This window comes from Streptomyces sp. NPDC104581, from assembly GCF_055583685.1.
Genome location: NZ_JBVJNN010000001.1, coordinates 286,037 through 309,191, shown reverse-complemented (window position 1 = coordinate 309,191; position 23,155 = coordinate 286,037). Strand labels below are relative to the sequence as shown.

Sequence of the window (23,155 nt, the reverse complement as noted above, 5' to 3'; positions counted from 1 at the left end):
GTGAGACTCGGGATCCTCGCCTGGGAGCGAGCGGAGCCGGAAGCGCTCGGAGTGGCGGACATCGCCAGGGAGCGCGGGCACAGCGCGACGGTGTTCGAACTCGACGACATACGCTGTGATTCCGGTCCCGCGGGCGCGGTGGCGACCGTCCGGGGGACCCCCCTTTCGGAGTTCGACGTCGTACTCTGCCGGTGCGATCTCAGCACGCCGCCCTGGACGGAGAAGATCCAGCAGCTTCTCCTGCTCAACGGCGAACCGGGCGTGATCGTCCTCGATCCGCTACAGGCGCACATCAGAGCGGCGAGCAAGCGAGCCATGCTCCAGCAGCTCACGCTGCACGGCATCCCCGTCCCCCCGACCAGGGAGTGTCATGACACCGCCGACGTGCGCGCCGCGCTCGAACAGTGGGGCCAGGTGGTGGTCAAGCCGGCTCTGGGCTACCGGGGGCTCGACGTCGAGCGCCTCCTCGAAGGTCCGACCGCCTCGGCGCTGGAGCTGACCGGGACACTCCTCGAACGCCACGGCACGCTGCTGTGCCAGCCCTACCTGGCCCACAAGGGCGACTTCCGAGTGCTCGTCATCGGGTCGGAGGTCTCCACCAGTTCGCGGTTCGACACCGACGGCGACGACTGGAAGCCCTTCTCCGGTGACCCCGCCGACGATCCGGTCAGCTCCGACTTCATCGAGCCGTCGTACGAGCTCGCGTCCCTGGCCCTGCAAGCGGTGAAGGCGACGGAGCTGACGACGGCCGGCGTCGACATCGTCATGAGCGGTTCCGAGCTGACCGTGATCGAGGTGAACCCGGTGCCGGGCTGGGCCGCGTGGACCCCGGAGATGGCACGGGTCCCCAACCTCCGGCTCGTGGAGCTCGCGGAGGCGCGGTTCAACGCCCGGGGCAGCATCGGTGCGCGGCCGGCAGGGCGGTGGAGCTGATGAACGACGAGGCCAGCAGTCGGTCGGAGGGCCGCGCGGGCCCCGCTGCCGCGGGCTTGTCGACCGGGATCATCGGCACCGGCTCGTGTCTGCCGAGCACCGTCGTGACCTGCGACGAGATGGATCGGGCACTCGATGCCAGACCCGGCTGGACGCAGCGTGCGACGGGGGTCCGGGAACGGCGTCGTGCCCCCGCCGGCACATCGCTCACCGATCTGGCCGTCGGCGCCGGACAGGAGGCCCTGCGCGCCGCCGGTGTCAGCCCCGACGAAGTCCGGACCGTCATCGTGGCCACCGTCAGCTCCGACCCGCCGGTCCCGGCGGTCGCCGCCCGGGTCCAGGACCGCCTCGGCGCGACGCACGCCTTCGCGTTCGACCTCAACGCGGCGTGTGCGGGGTTCGTCTTCGCGCTGGAGGTCGCCCGGCCGCTGGTCGGGGTGGATGCCGAGCGGCCGTTCGTTCTGGTCGTCGGCTGTGACGTCTGGTCGCGGATGACGGACCCGCTCGACCGTCAGACCTGGCCGCTCTTCGGAGACGGGGCCGGGGCCGTGGTGCTCGGCCCGGTCGAGGAGGGCGGGTTCATGGCGACGAAGCTCGCCACGAACGGCGCGCTGGGCGACTACGCCGTGGGCGGCTTCTCACCTCCGCTGCCGGATCTGGCCCCCGACGGCGCCGGCCACCTCTTCAAGATGCGCGGCCGGGACATCGCCGAGTTGTTGCAGCAGGAACTGCCGAAGTTGGCGAACACCGTGACGCAGATGGCGGGCGTCACCGTGGCGGACGTCGACTACCTGATCTGTCACCAGGCGAACCCCAGACTCGTGGCGCGGTGCGCCGAGGAAGCGGGCTTCGCCGGGGACCGGAATGTGAGTACCGGAGAGGTGTTCGGCAACACCGTCGGAGCGTCGGTGCCACTCGGTATCGACGTGGCGGTCAAGGACGGCCGGCTGCGACAGGGGTCTTTGGTACTGCTCGCCGCCTTCGGTGCCGGAATGTCGTGGGGAGGCACCCTGATCAGATGGTCGAACCCGGGTGCCAGGGTGGAGGAACCGTGAACCTGACTTGGAACAAGCGTCAGTTGGAGATCCGCGAGCGGTTCCACCAGATCGCCGCCGATCTGGTGGCGGTCGGGACCGAGGCCCGCGATCGGGACGGATCCTTCGACCGGGGGATCTGGAAGGAGCTGGCGGCCACCGACTTCTGGCGACTACAGGTCCCGGCTGAGATCGGGGGCCTCGCCGAGGACGCCTGGGACTGGCCGGCGGCGATGGAGGGCCTGGCGCTCGGTGCGCGTGACCTCGGCTTCCTCATGTCCGTCGCGTCCCAGAGCGGCCTCATCCGGCTGCTGGTGACGGCCGGCACCGCGGAGCAGCAGGACAAGTGGCTGCCGGGCCTGACATCCGGCGACATCGCGTCCACGGGGTCCACCGAGGAGTCCGGCGGGTCCGACGTCCGAGGGCTCTCGACCCGGGCGGTCCCCGCACCCGGCGGGGGCTTCGTCCTGAACGGCGGCAAGGCGCACATCACCAACGCGCCCGTCGCGGACGTCGTCATGCTCGCGGCCCGCACCGACACCGAGCCGGGGGCCTTCGAGCTCAGCCTGTTCGTGACGCGCACCAGCGTCGACGGGGTCGAGACCGGAGCCGGTGAGGATCTCCTGGGGCTCCGGACGAGTCCCACCGGGCCGATCACGTTCCGCGACGTGCGCGTCGACGCCGACGCGGTGATCGGCGGCGTCGGTGAAGGTCTGACACGCCTCTACGACACGTTGGCGTACGACAGGATCCTCTTCGGGATCATCGTCGGGAGCTCGCTGGAGGCACAGCTCGCGCCGCTGATCCGGCAGCTGGAGACGAGGCACGCGTTCGGCGTACCGCTGAGCGAGCACCAGTACATGCAGGAGAAGGTCGTGTCGCTCGCCATGGCCGTCGAAGGGTCCCGTGCGCTCGCCTACCGGTCGTTCGACCTGCTGAACGGTCGGCACGACGGATACAGCCTCAGTGCCTCGGTGACGAAGCTGCTGGCGTCGACGGGTCTCGTCGGCTCGGGTCTCGACCTGGTCCAGGCGTTCGGTCACTCGGGCTACGAAGCCGGCAGCGCGGTGGAACGCAACCTGCGCGACTCGGTGGCCTTCAAGATCGCCGCCGGGACGGACGAGATGCAGAAGAAGAACATCTTCAACCACGTCCGGCGCGCCTACCGGTCCCGAGAGTTCGACCGGGGTCCGAAGGAGTCGGGGACGTGATGACGGGAGCATCCGCACTTCCGATGGTGGACCGGGCGAACGGTGTCATGGTCGTCGACACCGACGGCTGGGAATACGTCGACGGGTGCTCGGGCACGATCTGCGTGAACATCGGTCACGGCGTGCCCGACGTGGTCGAGGCGATCGCGGCGCAGTCCCGGCGCGTGACGTTCGCCCATCGCAGCCAGTTCCGCAATCAGCCCGTCGAGGACCTGACCGCCATGGTGCTGGCGATCGCCGGCCCCGGATACCGGGAAGTCGTCTACACCAACTCCGGCTCGGAGGCGATGGAGACCGCGCTCCGGCTCGTCATGCACCACCAGGCCGGGACCGGGCGGGACATCATCGTCTCGCAGCGGCCGAGCTATCACGGCATGACCGTCGGTGCGCTCGCGGTGTCCGGACATCCGCCTCGGCGCCGCAACCTCGAAGCCCTGCTCGGCGGGGCGGCCGGGCTGGAGCAGGTGTCGTCCTCGCGCGACGCCGACATCCTCCCCTCACTGGAGGACTGGTTGCTCGTCCTCGAACGGATGGATCCCGCGCGCGTGGCCGCCGTGGTCCTCGAACCGGTCGGAGGCGCGGCCAGCGGAGCGGCGGAGACGGATGCCCGGACGCTCCGGGGACTCCGTGACTTCTGCGACCGCGTCGGCGCGCTGCTGATCGCGGACGAGGTCATGACCGGATTCGGCCGGACCGGTGCGTGGTTCGGTGTGACGGAGTCCGGGATCGGGCCCGACCTCATGGTCACCGGGAAGGGCCTCAGCGGCGGCTACCTTCCGATCGGCGCCTGCGTCGTGGGGGAACGCGTGCTGGCCGGTGCCTCGGCGGCGGAGGTGTCGATGGGGCACACGATGAGCGGCAATCCGCTGGCCGCCGCGGCGGCGCTCGCCGTACTCACCTACACGAGCGAGCACCGGCTCGTCGCGCGGGCGCGGGAGGTGGGCGGCTACCTGCGCGGAGAGCTGCAACTGATAGCCGAGTCCGTCCCCTTCCTCCAGCCGCCACGTGGCCGGGGTCTGCTCCTCGGCCTGGGGATCGAGCAGGACCCGGTCGAGTTCGCGACCGCGCCGCTGAACCGCCGCATCGTCGACGCCGCACTGCGGAACGGGCTTCTGGTGTATCCCTCTGGCGTCGACGCGCGTACGCAGTCGGTGATGGTGTGCCCGCCACTGACGATCCGTGACCGCGAGGTCGAGATGCTGATCGCGCGTTTCACTCGCGCGGTGTCCCATTCGTTCGCGGCAGAGCACGTCTGAGGACGGTGACGATGACAACCCTGTACGTCGGGAACTCGTTCAACGAGACACTCGTCGGCGACCTCGGCCGGTTCGACCCGCTGGAGCGCCGGATCGGCGGCAACCTGTCCTGCCGGCTGGTCTGGTTGATGGGACCCGACGACCTCCTCGTCAGCCCGCAACCCATCGGCGACGATTTCCTCGGCTACGCCTCGCGGTTGACAGGTGTGCCCGTCACATCGTCGGACATCGTCGTTCCGCCGCCGGGCCGCTTCGGTGAGGACGTGCTGACGGCCGACCGGCTTCGGGAGGGCCGGTTCACCGACGAGTTGCGGGCGACGGCCGCTGTCCGGGGACTCGATCGCATCGTCCCCTACTGCTACGACGAGACGGTCGCGTCGCTCGCCCGCGACACCGGAATCGGGGCGCACGACCGCAACGTCGCGTTCTGTGAGGCCGGCGGTGTCGAGCTGCTCAACCGGAAGGCGGTGTTTCGGGCACTCTGCGGAGGAGCCGGGGTCCCCGTCGCCGACGGCCTGGTGACCCGGTCGGTCGGTGACGCCACCGACTTCGTCGCCTCGCTCATCGAGGCGGGGCGGTCCGTGATCGTCAAACAGGATGCGCACCAAGGCGGTCACGGCAATGAGATCCTCACGCCGTCGGCGGACACCGCTCAGCTCGGAGCCTCCGTGCTCACCGTCGTGGCGGACCGCCACGCCGTCGAGGAGCGACTGGGCGAGCAGTGGCCGCGCTTCAGCTCGAACGGTCGCGATCCCGTCGTCATCGAGCACTACCTGGAGAACGCGGTCTCGTTGGGGTGCGAGGTGAGCGTGGACGGCGAGTCCCCGGTCATGCGCCACACCGCGGAGATGCGGATGACGCCGGTCTTCGACGGACTCCTGATACCGCCGAGTTCGATCTCCGAGGAGTGCGTCGCCGAGTTCTCGCGGTACGCGCTCGAACTGGCGGACGTCGTGCAGGCGATGGGCTATCGGGGGCTCATCAACATCGACGGACTGGCGGCCGGCGGAGGCGAAACCGTCGTCCTCAACGAGTTCAACGGCCGCCTCGGCGGCTCCACCCATCTCCACCGGATCGGGCGGACGCTCTTCGGCGACGACTACCTGCGACGCCGCTACCTCGTCAGCAACAACGATCTGAAGGTTGATTCCTTCTCCGGCGCCCTGGAGGCGCTGGAGCGGGCGGGCCTGGCGTTCGACCCCGAACACGGTGAGGGCGTCATCCTCACCTGCGACCACACCGCCCAGTCCGGGGCGGTCGAGTACTGCGCCGTGGGGGCCGATGTCGCCACGGCCGACGAGTACGAGCGGCGGCTCCGCCTGCTGCCGACGTCACGCTGACGGCGTCCGGAGTCCGGCGGAGAGCCGGGCGGACGCCGAGAGAATGTTCATGACTCCCTCTGCCCACCGTGATCAGCGGTCGTGAGGGAGTCTCTACATGCCGGGAGAAACATCCATGACCAGCAATGAACGCCGTATAACCGTCAGTCCGGAGGACTCCGCCTCGCGCTGGGGGAACCCCGGTGTCGAGGTGCTTTCGACACCGGCCATCCTCGGCCATGTGGAGCGTCTCTGTGCTGATCTGCTGGAGCCGCGGCTGGCACCCGGTGAGATGACGGTCGGTGTGCAGGTCGTCATGAACCACCGTGCCCCCGCCCGGGTCGGCCAGGTCGTCGTCATCGAGGCGACCGCCGCCGAATCCGGCTCGCAGCCCCGATTCGACTTCGCCGTCAGGAGTGTTGACGGCAGTGTGCTCTGCGAGGGTGTTCACCGGCGCGCCGTGGTCGACGCCGACCGGTTCCGCGCCCGCGTATCCGCCTGAGATCCCTCCCCGTACTTCCCGGACGCGTTTCCCGGACGCACTTCCCACCTCGGCCGCTCGTGGACCGGCGAAAGCCGTCGCCGACGGGCGGCCGAGGTGCGGGTCCCGGCGGCGGATCACGGTCAGCCCAGTGCCGCCTGCGGGGACAGGCGGCCCCGGCGGGCCGGGAAGTACTCCAGCAGGGACGAGGTGCCGTCGACGGCGAGGGCGAGCACCTCGACGAGCCCGTCGCCGGGGCAGGGGTGGTAGATCTTGGCCATGTCGATACGGAGCCGCCAGAGCTCCGTCAGCGCGGTCATCACGTGGTCCCACAGGATCCGCTGCTCGGCGGTGTCGTCGCCGTCCAGCGGGGCGACGGACCGGTAGCCGGCGAGAGCGACGTCGACCAGGTGCAGAGGTATCTGCGCGAAGTCGATCGCGGGATCGAACCACCCCGCGTCATCCCAGTCGATGAACGCGCGGAGCCGGTCGTCGAACTGGAGGATGTTTGCCGGCTTGAGGTCGCCGTGTACGAACCGCCGGTACCGGTTCGCGCCGCTGACAGCGGGTTTCAGGGCGCTCAGCAATTCGTCGAACCACTCCGCCAGGTGCGTGGCCACGACGCCGGCATCGACGAGCCCCGTCAGGATCGCGGTGTGGTCGAGCGGGCGCGCCCACTCCTCGAGCCACCCCTTCGGATCGTCCACGTGACCCACGGTGTGGTGCAGTGTCGCGAGTTCGCTCCCCACACCGTGCCAGACTGCGGCGTCGGACGGCAGGACTCGCGAGGACGGGGTCACCGACTCGCCGCGCACGTACTCGAAAACCGAGAACGGGACGCTGAATATCTCCAGGCTGTCGTCGAACGCGACGAGTGATCCGGTCCGGACACCGGCCGAAGTGGCGGCCGGCACCGCCACCGAGGCGGTGAGTGTTTCTCCGATCGCTCGCGGATGGTCTCGCGGTATCTTGAGGATATAGTTGTCGCCGAGCCGGTACACCGAATGCACATTGCCCGACGAATTGAGCCGCTTCGTCTTCCGCGGATCAATGTCGAGCTGGTACCGGTCGATGACCGCCGATGACTGAACCGGAGTCACGGTCGGGAATGGTGCGCCGTCGTAGGGCGGCCGAATTGGACGTCGAATCGATGTCATGCTGCAATGCTCCCCGCGCTTACCATGTCGATTTCCTGCTTCGGTAACAGGTGAGATTCGCGTGTTTACAGTACCTCTCCCGATACCGCTGCAAAACTACTTCGAAGGAGTTTGCAATGGCTGAGCCCGACAAGGAGCGGCCGGAGCCGATGGCACGGTTGGTGAGTGAGGAATCGGTCAGTTCCTCGATCGGCCATCTCCAACAGGTGTTCTCGGGGATCACCGACCGTCTGAGAGATTCACCTACCGAAGACGTGGCCACGCGACTTCGGGGCTGGGACAACTATCAGCGCGCTTCTCTGGGGCGCGGCGAGACTCCGCCGCTGGTCGCCGGCGCGGTCAAGTCGTCGTTCTCGTTCTCCGAGACCAAGTTCGAGCCCCGTGGGGAACCGGGACTCGAACTCCCCGATGTGACCGAGGTGCCGGCGTTCGCACACCTCGACGGCGTCGTGCGCCTCGCCGCCCAACTGGCGATCCCGGCCGAGTTCGACGAGCAACGCGTGATCGTGACGCTGTTCCTCTACCGGGTGACCGCCCGCGCCGGGCAGGTCTACGAAGGATTTCTCCACCGCGACATCGCTTCCCCTCAGGAGCCGGTGGGCAGTGTGATCTTCTATCCCACGGTGAGAACGCAGAACATCGAGGGGGCGGAGTTCGGCGCTCACTTCTCCGGCCTTCCCACCGGCGAACTACGGGGCCGCGACCACGACATCACGTTCGCGCCCGAGGAGTACGAGGGTGCCGCGCTGGTCCTCGGCTATCCGCACAACCTCGCGCACGGCGTCCGGCTGGGGCGGAACCCCCACGCCGCCCCGACGGAGGCGGCGCGGACCCGCGCCGACGACGTGCGGGAGCTCCTCGATCCCCACGGGACCACCTTCGTCAAGGACATGGCGGTGCTGACCTTCACGCGGACCACGGCGATCGAGGTGGACATTCCCTGAGCCGTGCGGACGGCGAGGCGGGACCGGAAGTGTTCGACTGCGCCGGGTGGGGGGACAGCCCGTGCCCGGCGGTCGGCGGGTGGAGAAGGACACTGGATGAATCATCCTGAAACTGGTTACGGTGATCTGGATTTCCGTATCCATATGCGACGTCATCCCTGGCCCGGGAAGCTCATTGCCGTGTCAGGAATCGACGCGAGCGGCAAGACGACGTTGATCCGGCGTATCGCGGCGGAGTCGAAGCGCCGCTCGATCGTGGTGCGGCGCTTCAAGTTCCCGTCCCGGAAGCTCAAGGAGACGGCCCTTTTCCGGGAGTTCGACAGGGACCGCCAGGGGAGTCTGGACCGCGGTGTCGTCGACCCGTTCGGGCTGACGCTCGTCCTGATGGGAGATCGCCTGCTCACGATGCGGAATCAGGTGATCGGCCATCTCCGGGCCGGACACACGGTGATTGTCGACCGATATCTGTTCACGACACTGGTGGAGTTCTTGCTGACACCGCACTCGGATCATGAGCGCCGTTCCGTCTGGGACTGCGCGGGGCATTTTCCCCAGCCGGACTGCTACCTTTTCACCGACGCTCCGGTGGAGGTTGCCGCTGACCGGCTGCGGGACCGCGGGGGAGCGGAAGCGGATTCTGTCGATCTGGCAGCCATGTCGATAAGAGCGAAGCTCTTTCGTGAATTCGCGGTGTCGAACGACGGCGTACTGGTTCGAACGGATATCGGCCTCGCGCATTCCATGGGGGTTGTGATGGATCGTCTCGCCGCCATCGGCGCGCTGCCCTCCGAGGCGCGCGGTCCCCGCACAGTCGTCAGCGCCGGGGAGCGAGGATGAGTCACGACGAACGACGCGACGACCGACGCGAGGACTGGACTCCCGTCGTACTGGACGCCCCTCCCCACGGATTCCCCGGCCGCCTTCTCGCCATCGAAGGGTCGGACGGATCCGGGAAGTCCTATTTCGCCTCGTGGCTCATGGCGGCCATGGGTGACGAAATCCCGTGCACGCACGTGCTGATGCCGGGAGAGCACCTGCGCGCCTATGACCTCTGGCGGGCATGGAGCAACGAGTCCCTTGGATTCGATCGGAGCCTCATCGACGACGTCGGCCTGAAGCTGATGGCGGTCGGCGATCGTCTGGTCCGGCAGCGGGCGATCATCGAACCCGCTCTCCGGCGGGGCCACCTCGTGATCTGTGAGCGATACGCGCTCACTCCGCTGGTCTTCAACTGCGACGAGATGTTCTCGGAGCCGCTGCGGCGACTTCACCGGCCGGACCTCGGGCTGATCTTCGACGCGCCGAGCGATCTCCTTTTCGACCGTGTGCTGGCGCGCGCCGACTCGGTCGTGCACCCGCAGACGCGGCGCGACAAGGCCGTCGAGGTACGGCGCTTCCGGGAATTGGCCGAGAAGAATCTCTACTCGGTCGTGGACACGAGCGCACCCAACGACTTCGAAAGTGTCGGACCTCTCCTGCGGGAGATGCTGCGGCCGAGGCGGGGCGAGCTGTCGTGAGGCCGACGTCGACTGCATTCCGCCGGTGCGGACCGTTCTTGGGAGTGTGAAGAACCGATGAGTGACGGAGTCATTTCGGCGCAGACCCACGGCCGCGGACTGCGGTCCGCCCGCATCCTGGGAATCGGCGCCTATCGGCCGAACCGTGTCGTGGGCAACGAGGAGATCAGCAGGTACATCGAATCCGACGACACGTGGATCCGGACCAGGTCGGGCATCGTCTCGCGCCGGTTCGCCGACGCCGAGAGCATCCCCGAGATGGCGGCCTGGTCCGCGAGCAAGGCGCTCAGTGCCGCCGGCCTCACGCCGAAGGACGTCTCGTGCGTCATTCTCGCGACGATGTCCTATCTGCACCAGGCACCGCCGGCCGCCGCCGCATGCGTGGCGGAACTGGAGGCGACCGGAGCGGCGGCCTTCGACATCGGAGGCGCCTGCGCGGGGTTCTCCCAGGCCCTGGCGGTGGCCGGCGGTCTCGTCGCATCGGGCGACGCCCGGTACGTGGTCGTCGCCGGCGCGGAGCGGATGAGCGACATCGTCGACATCACGGACCGGTCCACGGCGTTCCTGTTCGGCGACGGCGCCGGCGCCGTCGTGGTCGGACCCTCGGAGCGGCCGGGCATCGGTCCCGTCGTCTGGGGCAGCGACACCACACATCTGCACGCGATCGAGCAGAGCGGCTCCTTCTCGGCCCTGAAGACATCGAACGAAGTCCGTTGGCCCTATCTGGAGATGGCCGGGACGGAGGTGTTCCGATGGGCGACCGGCGCACTCGCGGATGTCATCCGTGAGGCGCTGGACGCCGCGGGTCTGGAGCCCGCCGACATCAATGCCCTGATACCGCATCAGGCGAACGTACGGATCATAGACAGCATCGCGAATCAGCTCAGTCTGCCGGCGTCCGTCGTCGTGGCGCGCAGTATTCGTGAGGACGGCAACACGTCCGCGGCGTCGATTCCGATGGCGCTGGAGGCGTTGTGTGCCGCCGGAGAAGTCCGGTCCGGAGATCTGGCGGTGCTGGCCGGATTCGGCTCCGGGCTCGGTTACTCGGCGCAGGTCGTCACCGTTCCCTGAGCTCTTACGAGCAACCCGGTCCGTGACCGGTGAGTCAATTCTGTTTCTACCGTGAGAGGGCGCAATGGGGGGTGTGGACGGACGATTTCACGCGCTCGCGTCCGCCTATGCCGTATCCACTTACGGCAATTACCTCAACCTGATCGCGCTGAGCCTTTTCTCCTACGAGGTCACGGGCACGGCGTTCGGTGTCGGTGCTGTGATGGCCCTGCGGCTCTTCGCCGGCTTCGTGGCCGGTCTCGCCGCCGGGGCGCTGTCGGCGCGCGTCACCCGACGGGCCGTGATGATCCAAGCCGACGTCGCCCAGGGCGCGGTCATGGCCGTCATGGCGCTCCATGCCCCGCGCACACCTCTGTGGCTGCTCGCGGTCGCGGTCACCGTCCTGGGTGCGGGGAACACGTTCTTCACCGTCTCCCTGCGCAGTGCGATCCCCGTCATGGTCGGTGAGGAGGCCCGTACCCGGGCCAACGGACTGCTGGTGACGGCGCGTTCCCTGGGCACGGTGTTCGGGTTCGCCTCGGCGGCCCCCGTGATCGGGTTCGGCGGTTTCGCCGTCGCGTTCGCGGTCAACGGCGCCACTTTCCTGGTGTCCGCCGTGGCGCTGCTGGCCCTGAGACCGCGCACCGACGACGAGTGGACGGACGGGGAGGGGCACGCGCCGGCGGACCCCGGTGCCCGAGGGGATGGCGAGTCCTCGCCCGGTGAGCGCGGCGTGCCCGTGTGGCGCGTGGCGGCGGGACTGCCGCCCCTCCTGCTCGGCATGCTCCTCCTCAGAGGGGTCGACGCCCTGGCGTCCTCCTCGCACAACGTCGCGCTGCCCGTGGTCGCGCACGCGACCCACCCGGCGGAGCCCGCCGTGGTCATGACCCGGTTCTGGGCCGCGTGGGCGGTGGGGACCGTCCTCGCCCACCTGGTGCTGAGGCGGGGACGGGGCGAACGGGCATGGGGCGAGCGCGCGTTCGCCCTCGGCACCTGCGCGATGGCGCTCTCGTTCGTGACAGCGTTCCTGGGTCTGCCCGCGCTCGCGTTGGTCGTGGTGGCCATGGCGGCGGGCTTCGCGGACGGCTGGACCGAGATCGTCTACATCTCGCGACTTCAGGCGGTCCCCGACCGGCAGCGCAGCCGACTCTTCGGACTGTCGGCGACAACGGAGCAATCAGGGTTCGCGGTGGGGACGGTGCTGGCTGCGGCGGCTCTGGAGGCGCTGCCCGCCCTGGCCGTCGTGGGCGCGTTCCACGGTGCGGCCTTCTGCGGGGCGCTGGTTCTGCTGTGGTGCGTCGCCCGCGGGGCCGGCGAGGCCCGGCCAGAGCCGTCCACGAAGCCAGAGCCGTCCACCAAGCCAGAGCCATTCACGAAGGAAGACGAGAGAGGGGACGCCCATGGGACGCGTACGGGGTCAGGCAGTCAGCCCGGGGCCGGAGCCGGACCGCACCGAGGATGACGCGCGCGACGCCGTGCAGGCGCTGCTGAGGGCCGCCCAGTCCCCCTCCGGCGGATCCCTCGTCACCGTCGGCGCGGACGGTACGACCACCTCGCGGTCGTATCCCGAACTGCTCGACACGGCGCGGCGGTTGCTCACCGGGCTGCGCGAACAGGGGCTGCGCCCCGGTGACACGGTGGTGCTGTGCGGGCTGCCGCCGGCCGACTTCTTCCCCGCCTTCTGGGCCTGTGTGCTCGGCGGAGCACGACCCGCGGCGATAGCGGAGCACCCCGCTCCGGACTCGCCCGCCCTTGCCCGCCTGGTGCACGCCGTCCAGTTGCTCGACGGGCCTCTGGTCCTCAGCGACACGGACGGCGCGGCCTCGCTCGCGCGGTGCGCACCCGAGCTGCGCGTCCATGTCGTCCGCGACTGTCCGGACGTGCTGCCCGCGGAGGACCACGTGGAGCCGGCCGAGTCCGACACCGCGCTGCTGATGCTGTCCTCGGGCAGTACCGGTGTTCCCAAGGCCGCGCGCCTGACCCACGCGGGTCTGGCGGACCTCGCGGCGAGCAGCCGGCGGATCCTGGACGTGCGGCCGGACGACACCATGGTGAACTGGCTGCCGGTGGACCACAGCGGCGCGTTCCTCCTGTACCACCTGCTCGCCGTCTTCACCGGCTGCACCAACGTGCACGCACGCACCGACTGGGTCCTGGCCGAACCGCTGCGCTGGCTCGATCTCCTCCACGAGCACCGGGCACAGCACAGCTGGGCGCCGACGTTCGCCTACGGACTCGTCGCGGACGCGCCGGACGAGCGGCCCGACAGGCGCTGGAACCTCGACGGTCTGAAGACCCTGGTGTGCGGCGGCGAGCGGATCTCGCTGCCGGTGCTGCGGCGCTTCCTCGACAGGACGGCTCCGCACGGGGTCCGCGAGGAGCACGTCGTTCCCGTGTGGGGGATGGCCGAGACGGTCACGGCCGTCACCTACGGTCGGCTCGACCGGCCGGGCACGGTGCACCGGCTGCTCAAGAACAGCCTCGGCGGCGACGTCGTACCCGCCGACGAGGGAACGCCGGAGAACGAGTGCGTCACCTTCGTCGCCTCCGGAGCACCGGCGCACGGAGTCACCCTGCGTGTCCTGGACGACCTCGGCGAGGTCGTGCCCGAGGGCAGGATCGGACGGCTGCAAGTCCACTCGCCCGCCCGCCTCACACCCGGCTACGTGAACGACCCGGAGTCGGACGCGGCAGCCTTCCCCACCGGCCGGGACTGGCTGGACACGGGTGACCTGGCCTTCCTCGACCACGGACAGGTCGTGATCACCGGCCGGCGCAAGGACGTGATCATCCTCAACGGGCTCAACTTCTACTGCCACGAGGTGGAGGAGGCCGCCGCCGCCGTCGACGGAGTCCGGCAGGGCGAAGTGGCCGCCTGCGGCATACCGGACCAGAACAGCGGCACGGAGTCACTGGCCGTGTTCTTCGTCAGCCGGGGCGCCGCGGAGGACTCGCGGATCGCGGGCGAGGTGAAAGCGGCGCTGTTCACGAGACTCGGGCTCATCGCCGCCCATGTCCTGCCCGTTCCCCGGGACGGGTTCCCGACGACGCCCGCGGGGAAGGTGCGCCGCGGCGAGCTCCGGGACCACCTGATGGGCGGCGGCTTCGACACGGGCGCCGTACCGCGTACGCGGCTGGACGCCGGCGCCGTGGCGAAGGCGGTGCGCGACGAACTCGGCGCCGTCCTGGGGCGCCCGGTCGACGGGGACAGGCCGTTCTACGAGCTCGGCCTGACCTCCGTCCTTCTCGTACGCCTGCGGACCCGGCTGGAGGAGCGGCTCGGGACACCGGTCGCCCAGACCGCGTTCTTCGAGCACCCGACGGCCACCGCGCTCGCGGCGCACCTGTCCGTCCTCGGCGCACCCCACGGGGACGGGACGGACGCGCAACGCCCCGGCGGCCGGGAGGAGCACCGCGCCCGCGAGGAGCGTGCGTACGGCGACACCTCCCCGGCGGACACCACCGACCGGCGCGTCGCGGTCGTCGGCATGTCGTTGCGCTTCCCGGGAGCGGACTCGCCGGAGGGATTCTGGGCGAACCTGCGCGACGGCGTGGACAGCGTGCAGGTCTTCGGCGAGGAGGAACTCGCCGCGACGGGCCTCACGCCGGAACAGCGCCGCGCCCCGGACCTGGTGCCCGCCGCCGGAATCCTCGACGGGGTCGAGGAGTTCGACACGGACTTCTTCGGCATGAGCCCCAGGGAGACCGAGCTGACACATCCGGCGCACCGGCTGTTCCTGGAGAGCTGCCACCGGGCTCTGGAGGAGGGCGGGTACGCCGCGGCCGAACCGGGCACCAGGATCGGGGTGTTCGCGGGTTCGGGCATGAACCTCTACGACCACCAGCAGCAGGCCGCGACCGGAGCGCCGTCCGGGCCGGACGGCGGAACCGATCCCGTCACCGGCATGCAGACGGCCGTCGGCAGCCGGCCGGACTTCCTCGCCACCCGCGTCGCCTACCGGCTCGGGCTCACCGGCCCCGCCATCGGTGTGCAGACGGCCTGCTCGACCTCGCTGGTCGCCGTGCACCTGGCGGTGCAGGCCCTGTTGACGGGAGAGGCCGACCTGGCGCTCGCGGGCGCCGCGGCCGTGCACCTGCCCCAGCAGACCGGTTACCGCAGCCACCCCGGGTCGATCCTGTCGCCCACCGGGCGCTGCCGCCCGTTCGACTCGGAGGCGGACGGCACGGTCGGCGGCAACGGTGTCGCCGCCGTTCTGCTCAAACGGCTCGACCGGGCGCTGGCCGACGGGGACACCGTTCACGCGGTGATCCTGGGCTCCGCGGTCAACAACGACGGCGCGGGGAAGATCGGCTTCAGCGCACCGGGCGTCGCGGGGCAGGTCGACGTCGTGCGGCAGGCACTGCGCCGAGCAGCCGTCCCGGGGGAGTCGATCTCGTACGTCGAGGCGCACGGGACCGGGACCCGGATCGGGGATCCGGTGGAACTGGAGGCGCTCGGCCGGGCACTGGACGAGGGAACCGGGCGCACCGGCTTCTGCGCGGTCGGCTCGGTGAAGTCGAACATCGGGCATCTCGACAGTTGCGCCGGCATGGCCGGGCTGATCAAGACGGTCCTCATGCTGCGCCACCGCACCCTGGTGCCGACCCCGCACCTGAACCGCCCCAACCCGGAACTCCACCTGGAAGGTGGTCCGTTGACACTGGCCACCGAGCTGCGGCCGTGGTCGGTGCCGGACGGTGTACCGCGCCGGGCCGGTGTCAGCGCGCTCGGTGTCGGCGGCACCAACGCCCACGTGGTGTTGGAGGAGGCACCGCCCGTGACTCCGGCAGCCCCCTCCGAACTGCCCGTACTCGTACCGGTGTCGGCCCGCGACGACGAGGCCCTGGACGAGTTCACCGGCAGGCTCCGGGACCGGCTGCGGCAGCGGCCGGAGCCTGCGGCCGCCGATGTGGCCGCCACCCTGGCGCTCGGCAGACCGCACCACACGGCACGCGCCGTGGCCGTGGGCCGGAACGCCGGGGAACTCGCCCGGGCGCTCACCGAGCGACAGCCCGCGTCGCCCGCTCCGCTCGGAGCGGTTGCCTTCGCCTTCCCCGGGCAGGGCAGCGCACGGCGCGGCATGGCAAGCGGCCTGTACGCCATGGCTCCCGCCGCCCGGCAGACGCTTGAGCGGTGCGCGGAGATCTACGCCGACGAGTTCGGCGGCACGCTGCTGCCGCACCTGCTGGACGGGGCCGGGACCGAGGACGACGTCTGGCCGACCGAGACGGCCCAGGCCGCGCTGTTCGCCCACCAGGCGGCGCTCGCCGACGTGTGGCGCGCCGCCGGTGTCCGTCCCGCTCTGCTGCTGGGCCACAGCGTGGGTGAGTACGCGGCGCTCTACGCGGCCGGCGCGCTGACGCTGGAGGACGGGCTCGTCCTCACCGCTTGGCGCGGGCATCTGATGCACACGGCCTGCCCGCCGGGCGGCATGCTCGCCGTCCGGGCAGACCGGGACGCCGCCGAGCGCATCGCCGACACCGCCGGTGCGGAACTGGCCGCCGTCAACGGCCCGCGCGCCCAGGTGCTCTCCGGTACACCGCACAGCATTCAGGAGGCGGCCCGTCTGCTCGACCGGGCGGGGCTGCGGTGGCGGACGCTGGCCGTCGACCGGGCGTTCCACTCGACGGCGATCGAACCGGCGCTGCGTGAGTTTCGCGCCCACGCCGAGAAAGTGACGTACAGCCCGCTCCGCACTCCGCTGGTGACATCGGCGGACGGTGAGATCCGCCATGCCGGCTGGACGGTCGACGCCGACCACCTGTGCCGTCAGGCGCGGCAGCCGGTCCGCTTCGACCTGGCCATGGAAACCGCCGCCGCTCAGGGGTGCGAGGAGTTCGTGGAGATCGGGGCCGGGGCCACCCTCACCGCCCTCGGCCGCCACTGCGTACCGGCGAGCCGCTGGCTGAGCGGACAGGGAGAGGCCGACGAGGCGGCGCAGCAGGCGCATGGGCTGCTCACCGCGCTCGGCTCGCTGTACCGCAGGGGAGCCGATCTCGACTGGCGCGCGCTCACTCACGGCGGAGGCCGGGTGCCGCTGCCGGGGCACCCCCTGCGACAGAATCGGGTGGCATTCCGGGCCGTTCCTGCCGTGCGGACGCCCGAGCCGTCGGCCGCTCCGACGGCTCCCGGTGCCGCGGCGGACGAACTGCTCGATTCCGTCCGGCGGTTGACGGCGGACAAGCTGGGCAGGCCGCCTGCCGAGGTCACGCCCGACAGCTCGTTCTTCGATCTGGGCGCCGACTCGCTCTCGCTGATGGGCATGACGACCGAGATGGCGGAGCGATACGGGGTGCGTGTCCCGGTCCGGGAGCTCTTCGACTTGGCCGACACCCCGCGCAGGCTGGCGGAACGCCTGGCGGAGCTGCGGGGCGACGCGAACGGGACCCCCGGAGTGCCGGTCGCCGCGGCGTCCGTGGCGCACCCGGTGCCCACGGAGTCCGATGCGCCGGCGGCGTCCCCGGAACTCCAGGCTCTCTTCAGCCGGCAGCTGCAACTGGCGGAGCAGGTCGGCAATCAGGTGCACGAGTTGATGAACCGTCAGATCGACGCGCTGACGTCCGTCAACGGGACGCCGCCGTCCGCCGCCCCGGCACCGGTGCCCCGTGCCCAGGCACCGATCCAGGCCCCGACAACGACCCGGACCCCGCGCCCCGAACAGGCGCCCACCGCCCCCGAGACCGCACCCGCCCCTTCCACGGGCTGCGACTTCAGCCTCTATTTCTTCGGCGACTATCCGCAGGACACGGACGACGACAAGTACGCCCTGATCATGGAGGCTTCGGACTTCGCCGACCGGCACGGGTTCCACGCCCTCTGGTTCCCGGAGCGCCACTTCAACTCCTTCGGCGCGCTCTTCCCGAACCCGTCCGTGCTCGCCGCCGCCCTCGCGGCCAGGACGAGCCGCATTCGGCTGCACGCGGGTTCCGTCGTCCTCCCGCTGCACCATCCCGTCCGGGTGGCGGAGGAGTGGTCCGTCGTCGACAACATCTCCCACGGCAGGGCCGGGCTGTGCGTCGCGAGTGGCTGGCACGCCACCGACTTCGCCCTCGCCCCGGAGAACTTCGGGCGGAACCGGGAGGTGATGTTCGAGCACCTGGCGACCGTACGGCAGCTCTGGTCCGGCCGGCCGGTGACGACGACGGCGGGCGACGGCAAGCCCGTGGACGTACGGCTGTACCCCCGGCCCGTACAGGAGCGACTGCCCGTCTACGTGGCCGTGGTGGGCAATCCGGACAGCTACCGCCGGGCCGCCGCCGAGGGCCTGGGCGTGGTCACCAACCTGATGACGCAGACCGTGGAGCGGCTGGCCGAGAACATCGCGCTGTACCGGCGCACCCGAGCCGAGCACGGCCTCGACCCGGCGGCGGGCCGTGTGGTGGTGCTGGTGCACAGCTACCTCGGCGAGGACGCGGAGCGCGCGCGCTCCGAGGCGTTCCGGCCGTTCATCTCCTACCTGCGTTCCTCGCTCTCGCTCTTCAACCAGGTGACGAACAGCCTCGGCGTCGACGTCGACCTGGACAACACTCCCGAGGACGACGTGGAGTTCCTGCTCGGGCGCGCCTACGAGCGCTACTGCGAGTCGCGGGCCCTGATCGGCGACGAGCACACCGCCGCCGAGACGGTGCGCCTTCTGACGGAGGCCGGTGCGGACGAGATCGCCTGCTTCGTGGACTTCGGCGTGCCGAAGGACAAGGTTCTCGCGGCCCTGCCCCTGCTCGACCGGCTCCGCCGCCGCGAGCAGCCCCGGACGGCGGACCCGGTCGCGGTCCTGCCACGGCCCGTGCCGCTCACACCCGCGCAGCGCCGCATCTGGTTCCTGGAGCGGCTGCATCCCGGGACGCGCATGTACCACGAGCCCAAGGCGATCCGCCTCGACGGCCCGCTGGACGTCGCCGCGCTGCGCGGCGCGCTGCAACAGGTCGCCGACCGGCAGCCCGCGCTGCGCACGGTGTTCGGCGACCGCGACGGAGTGCCTTACCAGGAGATACAGGACCGGATACGGCTCGACTGCCCGCTGGACGACCACACCGGGGCGACGGAGCGGGAGGCGCTGCGCGCCGCACTGGCCTCCGAGGAACACCGGACCCTCGACCCGGGCGCCGGACCGCTGGTCGGCGCACGGCTGCTGCGCCTGTCGGGTGAGCGGCACCTGCTCTTCCTGATGGCGCATCACATCGTCTTCGACTCCTCCTCCACGGTGGTGCTGGTCCGGGACCTCGCCGCCTGCTACCGGGCCCGGTGCGCTGGCGGCCCCGGGCTGCCGCCTCTGCCCGGCCCGCCCCCCGTCGCACCGCCGGACTCCGCCGCCCTGTCGGCCTCCCTGGACTTCTGGCGTGCCGAACTGGCCGACGCCCCCGACCTCGACCTGCCCACCGACCGGCCCCGCCCGCCCGTCCGGTCCGGAGCCGGCGCGAGCCTCACCCACGCCCTGGACGCCGAACTCGTCGGCAGACTGCGTACGTTCGCCGCCGCGCACCGTGCCACCCTCTTCATGACCCTGACCAGCGCCATCGGCGCGACGCTCGGCCGGTTCGCGGGACAGCAGGACGTGCTGCTCGGCACCGCCGTCGCGGCTCGCCCCACCGACGCGGGGCAGTACGTCGGCCTCTTCCTCGACACCGTGCCGTTGCGCCTCGACCTCACCGGCGACCCGGACTTCCCGACGCTGCTCACGCGCGTACGCGACGGCAGCACGGCGGCGTACGAACACCGCGCCGTCCCGTTCGACGAGCTCGTGGGTGCGCTGAACCCACGCCGTGACCCGGGCCGCAACCCGCTGTTCCAGGTGATGGTGGAGTACGAGAACGAGGGCGAGGTGGATTTCGACCCGCCGCGGCTGACGGCCACCCTGCTCGACACGCCGAGCGACCGCGCCCCGTTCGACCTCAGCGTCTATCTGACCCACCACCGCGACGGCGTGCGGTTCATGGTCGAGTACGACACCGCCCTCTTCGACGAGGGCACCGTACGCCGTCTCGTGGAGTACGTGGAGCAGACGCTGCGCCGCGCCCTGGACGCTCCCGGCGCGCCGCTCGCCGAGCTGACCGCGGTCACGGACACCGACCGTGCCGCCCTGGCCCAGCTGGGACACCTGGACGAGCCGCGGCCCGCCGCCGCGCACACCTTGCACGGTCTGTTCGAGCAGCAGGTACGGCGGACCCCGGACGCCGTCGCGCTGATCAGCGACGAACAACGCCTCACCTACGCGGAGTTGGAGGACAGCGCCAACCGGATGGCCCGGCGGCTGCGCGCCCGGGGCGCGGTACCTGCGGAGCGTGTGGCAGTACTGCTGCCCCGCGGCCCGCGGCTGATCACCGCCCTGCTGGCCGTACTCAAGAGCGGGGCCGCCTGTCTGCCGCTCGACCCGTCACTGCCCACCCGCCGGATCGCCGCACTGCTCGACGACGGAGCACCCGTCCTGCTGCTGACCGACGACACCGTCCTCGCGCGGCACCCACGGCTCGCGGCGCCGGTGCCCGTGCAGCGGGCCGACGAGATCGACGACACGTTCCCGGCCGAACCACTGGAGGACCACGTGGCCGGACCCGGGGACCCGGCCTACTGCGTCTACACCTCCGGCTCGACCGGCGGCCCCAAGGGCGTCGTCGTACCCCACCGCGGTCCGGCGAACCTCGTCCGCGGACATCTCGCATCGCATCCCGCGCTGCGTACCCTCCAGTGGACCTCGCCCGCGTTCGACGTCAGCGTGCAGGAGATCTTCACCACGCTGGCCGCCGGAGCGGCGCTCGTCCTGATCGACGACGAGGTGCGGCACGACCCCGCGGCCCTGGCCGAGGCCGTGCGCCGGCACGAGGTGGAGCGGCTGTTCATGCCCTGCACCCCGCTGAAGTACCTCATCGGGACGGGTCCCGAACTGCCGTCGCTGCGCGAGCTGTTCTCGGCCGGCGAGGCCCTGCAACTCACCGGTGCGTTCCGCCGCTTCCTCGCCGCCCACCCCCGGTGCGCCCTGTACAACCAGTACGGGCCCACGGAGACGTCGGTCGTCGTCACCTCCCACCGCGTCGACCCCGCCGGCGAGGAGTGGCCGCCGATCGGCACGCCGGTGCCCGGAGCGCGGATCCGGCTGCTGGACGGCGCCGGGCGGGAGGTGCCGGTGGGCGCCGTCGGCGAGATCCACATAGCCGGTGTGCCGGTCGCCCACGGCTACCACGCCCGGCCCGACGAGACCGCGGCGGCCTTCCTCGACCAGGGGCCGGAAGCTCCGCTGTACCGGACGGGCGACCTCGGCCGCTGGCGCGCGGACGGCACACTCCAGTACCACGGCCGCACCGACGACCAGATCAAGATCCGTGGCCACCGGGTGGAACCCGGCGAGATCCAGGCGGCGTTGACCGCCCTCCCCGGCGTCCGGGACGCGGCCGTCGTGCCCCACCGCGACCGCCACGGCGACCTGGAGCTCATCGCCTACGTCGTCCCCGCCGACCGGGCCGCCGATGTGCGCGAGCTGCGCGCCGCCCTCTCGGCCGGACTTCCCGCCCATCTGGTGCCCCGCCACTGGACGCTGCTGCAACGGCTCCCGGTCAACGCCTCCGGCAAGCTGGACCGCGACGCCCTGCCCGGCCCCACTCCGGGCGCCGACTCCGGCGGGACGGAGGCCGGACCGGCCTCCCCGCTGGAGAAAGCCCTGCACGACCTGTGGTGCGAGGAACTCGGCGCCCGGCGGATACCGGTGACCCGTTCCTTCTTCCAGCTGGGCGGTCACTCCCTCGGCGCGATCCGGCTGCTCAACCGGATGCGGGAGCGCCTCGACATCGACCTCACCATGGCCGACTTCTTCCTCGACCCCACCATCCGCGCCATCACCACCCGCCGCGACCCGGCGGCACCCTCGGACCGGGTGGTGGACACCGCGCCGATGCCGTCCACGCTGCGCCGGCTGTGGCGGCGCCACCACGATCACTCCGACCCGAGTGTGTACAACGTCGCCCACCGCATCGACCTGCACGGCGAACTGGACCCCCGCACCCTGGTCGGTGCCCTGGAGGAACTGGTGGGCCGGCATCACGCCCTGCGCAGCAGAGCCGTACAGCGCCCTGATGGCGACGAGGGCGTGGGCGAGTACGCGGTCGAGGTGCTGGCGGACGTCCCCGTGGACCTGCCGGTCACCGATCTCTCGGCACACGCGCAGGACACCGCGTCCGTGCAGCGGTGGTGCCAGGAGCAGGTGTCCGGCGCGTTCGCCATGGACCGCGCACCCCTGTTCCGATTCCGCCTCGCCCGACTCGGCCCGGACCGCTGGGTGTTCGTGACCGTGTTCCACCACGCGATCGTCGACGGCTGGTCCATGGGGATCGTCTGGCGTGAGCTCCAGGAGTTGTACAACGCGCGCAGTGCCGGAACGGCAGCCCAACTTCCACCGGTCGTCACGCAGTTCACCGATTTCGCGCGGGCCGAGCACGGAGTGGGGGAGGGGCGCAGGGCGGAACTCGAACGCTTCTGGCGCGCCGAACTCGACGACGTGACCCTGCGCCCCGCCCTGCCCTGCGACCAGCCGCGACCCGTGACACTGTCGGGCCGGGGCGCGCTGCACACCTGGACCATCGACGGTGACGTGTTGCGTGAGGTCGAGGACACGGCCACCCGGCTGGGCACGACCCCGTACGCCGTGCTGGCCTCCGCGTTCGCCACCTGGCTGGCCGGACTGTGCGGTACGTCCGGCGACGTGGTGCTGGCCGCGTCGAGCGCGAACCGTACGGGACGCGAGCGTGCCGATGTGGTCGGGCTGCTGGGCGACGCGGTCCTGCTGCGCGCCCGGACCGGCGAGGCGCGGACCTTCGCCGACCTCGTGACACGGCTGGGCAAGACCCTCTTCACCGCGCTGGACCACCAGGATCTGCCGCTGACGGACGTCGTCGAACTGGTCGCACCCGAGACCGGGGACGCGCTGTTCCCCACCGTGCTGTTCACCGTGGTCACCACCCCGCCACCCAGCCTCGGCCTGGGGCCGGTGTCGGCCTCGATGCGAGACCTGCCCATGTCCGGGGTGGCACGGAACGAGCTCTACGCCGTCGTGTCCCCGGGGGAGACGTGCACGACCGTCACTTTCGAGTACTCCACGGACCTGTTCACCCCTACGACCATCGAAAGCTGGGCGCGATCCTTCACGGAGGTCCTGCGAAAGGCGGCAGAGAATCCCGGGGGTCCACTGGAGAGTCTGCGCTCGTGAACTCATTCTGTTCACAGCCGGACCGCCCGACGGCACATGGCAACGTGTCACACTCGACGGGA

At 70.7% G+C, this 23,155-nt stretch carries 13 protein-coding genes; 12 read left to right on the top strand and 1 reads right to left on the bottom strand.

The window, feature by feature from the left end:
- From ACZ61E_RS01290 to ACZ61E_RS01265, 6 genes are all read left to right on the top strand, one after another.
- On the top strand, positions 1-933 hold the full coding sequence (locus tag ACZ61E_RS01290) for an ATP-grasp domain-containing protein (RefSeq protein WP_469696536.1): 933 nt from the start codon (positions 1-3) through the stop codon (positions 931-933).
- Positions 933-1,988, top strand: a complete 1,056-nt coding sequence (locus ACZ61E_RS01285; RefSeq protein WP_469696534.1) for a 3-oxoacyl-ACP synthase III family protein — start codon at positions 933-935, stop codon at positions 1,986-1,988. Before ACZ61E_RS01290 ends, ACZ61E_RS01285 begins: the two co-directional genes overlap by 1 nt.
- Entirely contained in the window at positions 1,985-3,178 is a 1,194-nt protein-coding gene (locus ACZ61E_RS01280; RefSeq protein ID WP_469696533.1) for an acyl-CoA dehydrogenase family protein, read from the top strand. Before ACZ61E_RS01285 ends, ACZ61E_RS01280 begins: the two co-directional genes overlap by 4 nt.
- On the top strand, positions 3,178-4,434 hold the full coding sequence (locus ACZ61E_RS01275) for an aminotransferase class III-fold pyridoxal phosphate-dependent enzyme (protein WP_469696532.1): 1,257 nt from the start codon (positions 3,178-3,180) through the stop codon (positions 4,432-4,434). Before ACZ61E_RS01280 ends, ACZ61E_RS01275 begins: the two co-directional genes overlap by 1 nt.
- Positions 4,435-4,445: 11 nt before the next feature.
- Positions 4,446-5,774 carry a preATP grasp domain-containing protein gene (locus ACZ61E_RS01270; RefSeq protein ID WP_469696530.1) on the top strand — a complete coding sequence of 443 codons (1,329 nt, stop codon included), beginning with the start codon at positions 4,446-4,448 and terminating at the stop codon, positions 5,772-5,774.
- A gap of 115 nt (positions 5,775-5,889) precedes the next feature.
- The gene (locus tag ACZ61E_RS01265) at positions 5,890-6,255 is read left to right on the top strand and encodes a thioesterase family protein (RefSeq protein ID WP_469696528.1); all 366 of its coding nucleotides are present in this window, start codon (positions 5,890-5,892) and stop codon (positions 6,253-6,255) included.
- Between the two features lie 122 nt (positions 6,256-6,377).
- On the opposite strand, the gene ACZ61E_RS01260 is transcribed toward ACZ61E_RS01265, so the two are convergent.
- The gene (locus ACZ61E_RS01260; RefSeq protein WP_469696527.1) at positions 6,378-7,334 is read right to left on the bottom strand and encodes a phosphotransferase enzyme family protein; all 957 of its coding nucleotides are present in this window, start codon (positions 7,332-7,334) and stop codon (positions 6,378-6,380) included.
- 173 nt (positions 7,335-7,507) lie between these two features.
- Between ACZ61E_RS01260 and ACZ61E_RS01255 the strand changes: the two genes are divergently transcribed.
- From ACZ61E_RS01255 to ACZ61E_RS01230, 6 genes are all read left to right on the top strand, one after another.
- Entirely contained in the window at positions 7,508-8,335 is an 828-nt protein-coding gene (locus ACZ61E_RS01255) for a hypothetical protein (RefSeq protein ID WP_469696525.1), read from the top strand.
- Between the two features lie 96 nt (positions 8,336-8,431).
- Positions 8,432-9,172 carry a dTMP kinase gene (locus ACZ61E_RS01250; protein ID WP_469696523.1) on the top strand — a complete coding sequence of 247 codons (741 nt, stop codon included), beginning with the start codon at positions 8,432-8,434 and terminating at the stop codon, positions 9,170-9,172.
- On the top strand, positions 9,169-9,852 hold the full coding sequence (locus tag ACZ61E_RS01245) for a nucleoside/nucleotide kinase family protein (RefSeq protein ID WP_469696522.1): 684 nt from the start codon (positions 9,169-9,171) through the stop codon (positions 9,850-9,852). Before ACZ61E_RS01250 ends, ACZ61E_RS01245 begins: the two co-directional genes overlap by 4 nt.
- Positions 9,853-9,909: 57 nt before the next feature.
- Entirely contained in the window at positions 9,910-10,923 is a 1,014-nt protein-coding gene (locus ACZ61E_RS01240; protein ID WP_469696521.1) for a beta-ketoacyl-ACP synthase 3, read from the top strand.
- Between the two features lie 64 nt (positions 10,924-10,987).
- Positions 10,988-12,364 carry an MFS transporter gene (locus ACZ61E_RS01235; protein WP_469696520.1) on the top strand — a complete coding sequence of 459 codons (1,377 nt, stop codon included), beginning with the start codon at positions 10,988-10,990 and terminating at the stop codon, positions 12,362-12,364.
- The gene (locus tag ACZ61E_RS01230) at positions 12,303-23,093 is read left to right on the top strand and encodes an amino acid adenylation domain-containing protein (protein WP_469696518.1); all 10,791 of its coding nucleotides are present in this window, start codon (positions 12,303-12,305) and stop codon (positions 23,091-23,093) included. Before ACZ61E_RS01235 ends, ACZ61E_RS01230 begins: the two co-directional genes overlap by 62 nt.
- Positions 23,094-23,155 lie beyond the last annotated feature (62 nt).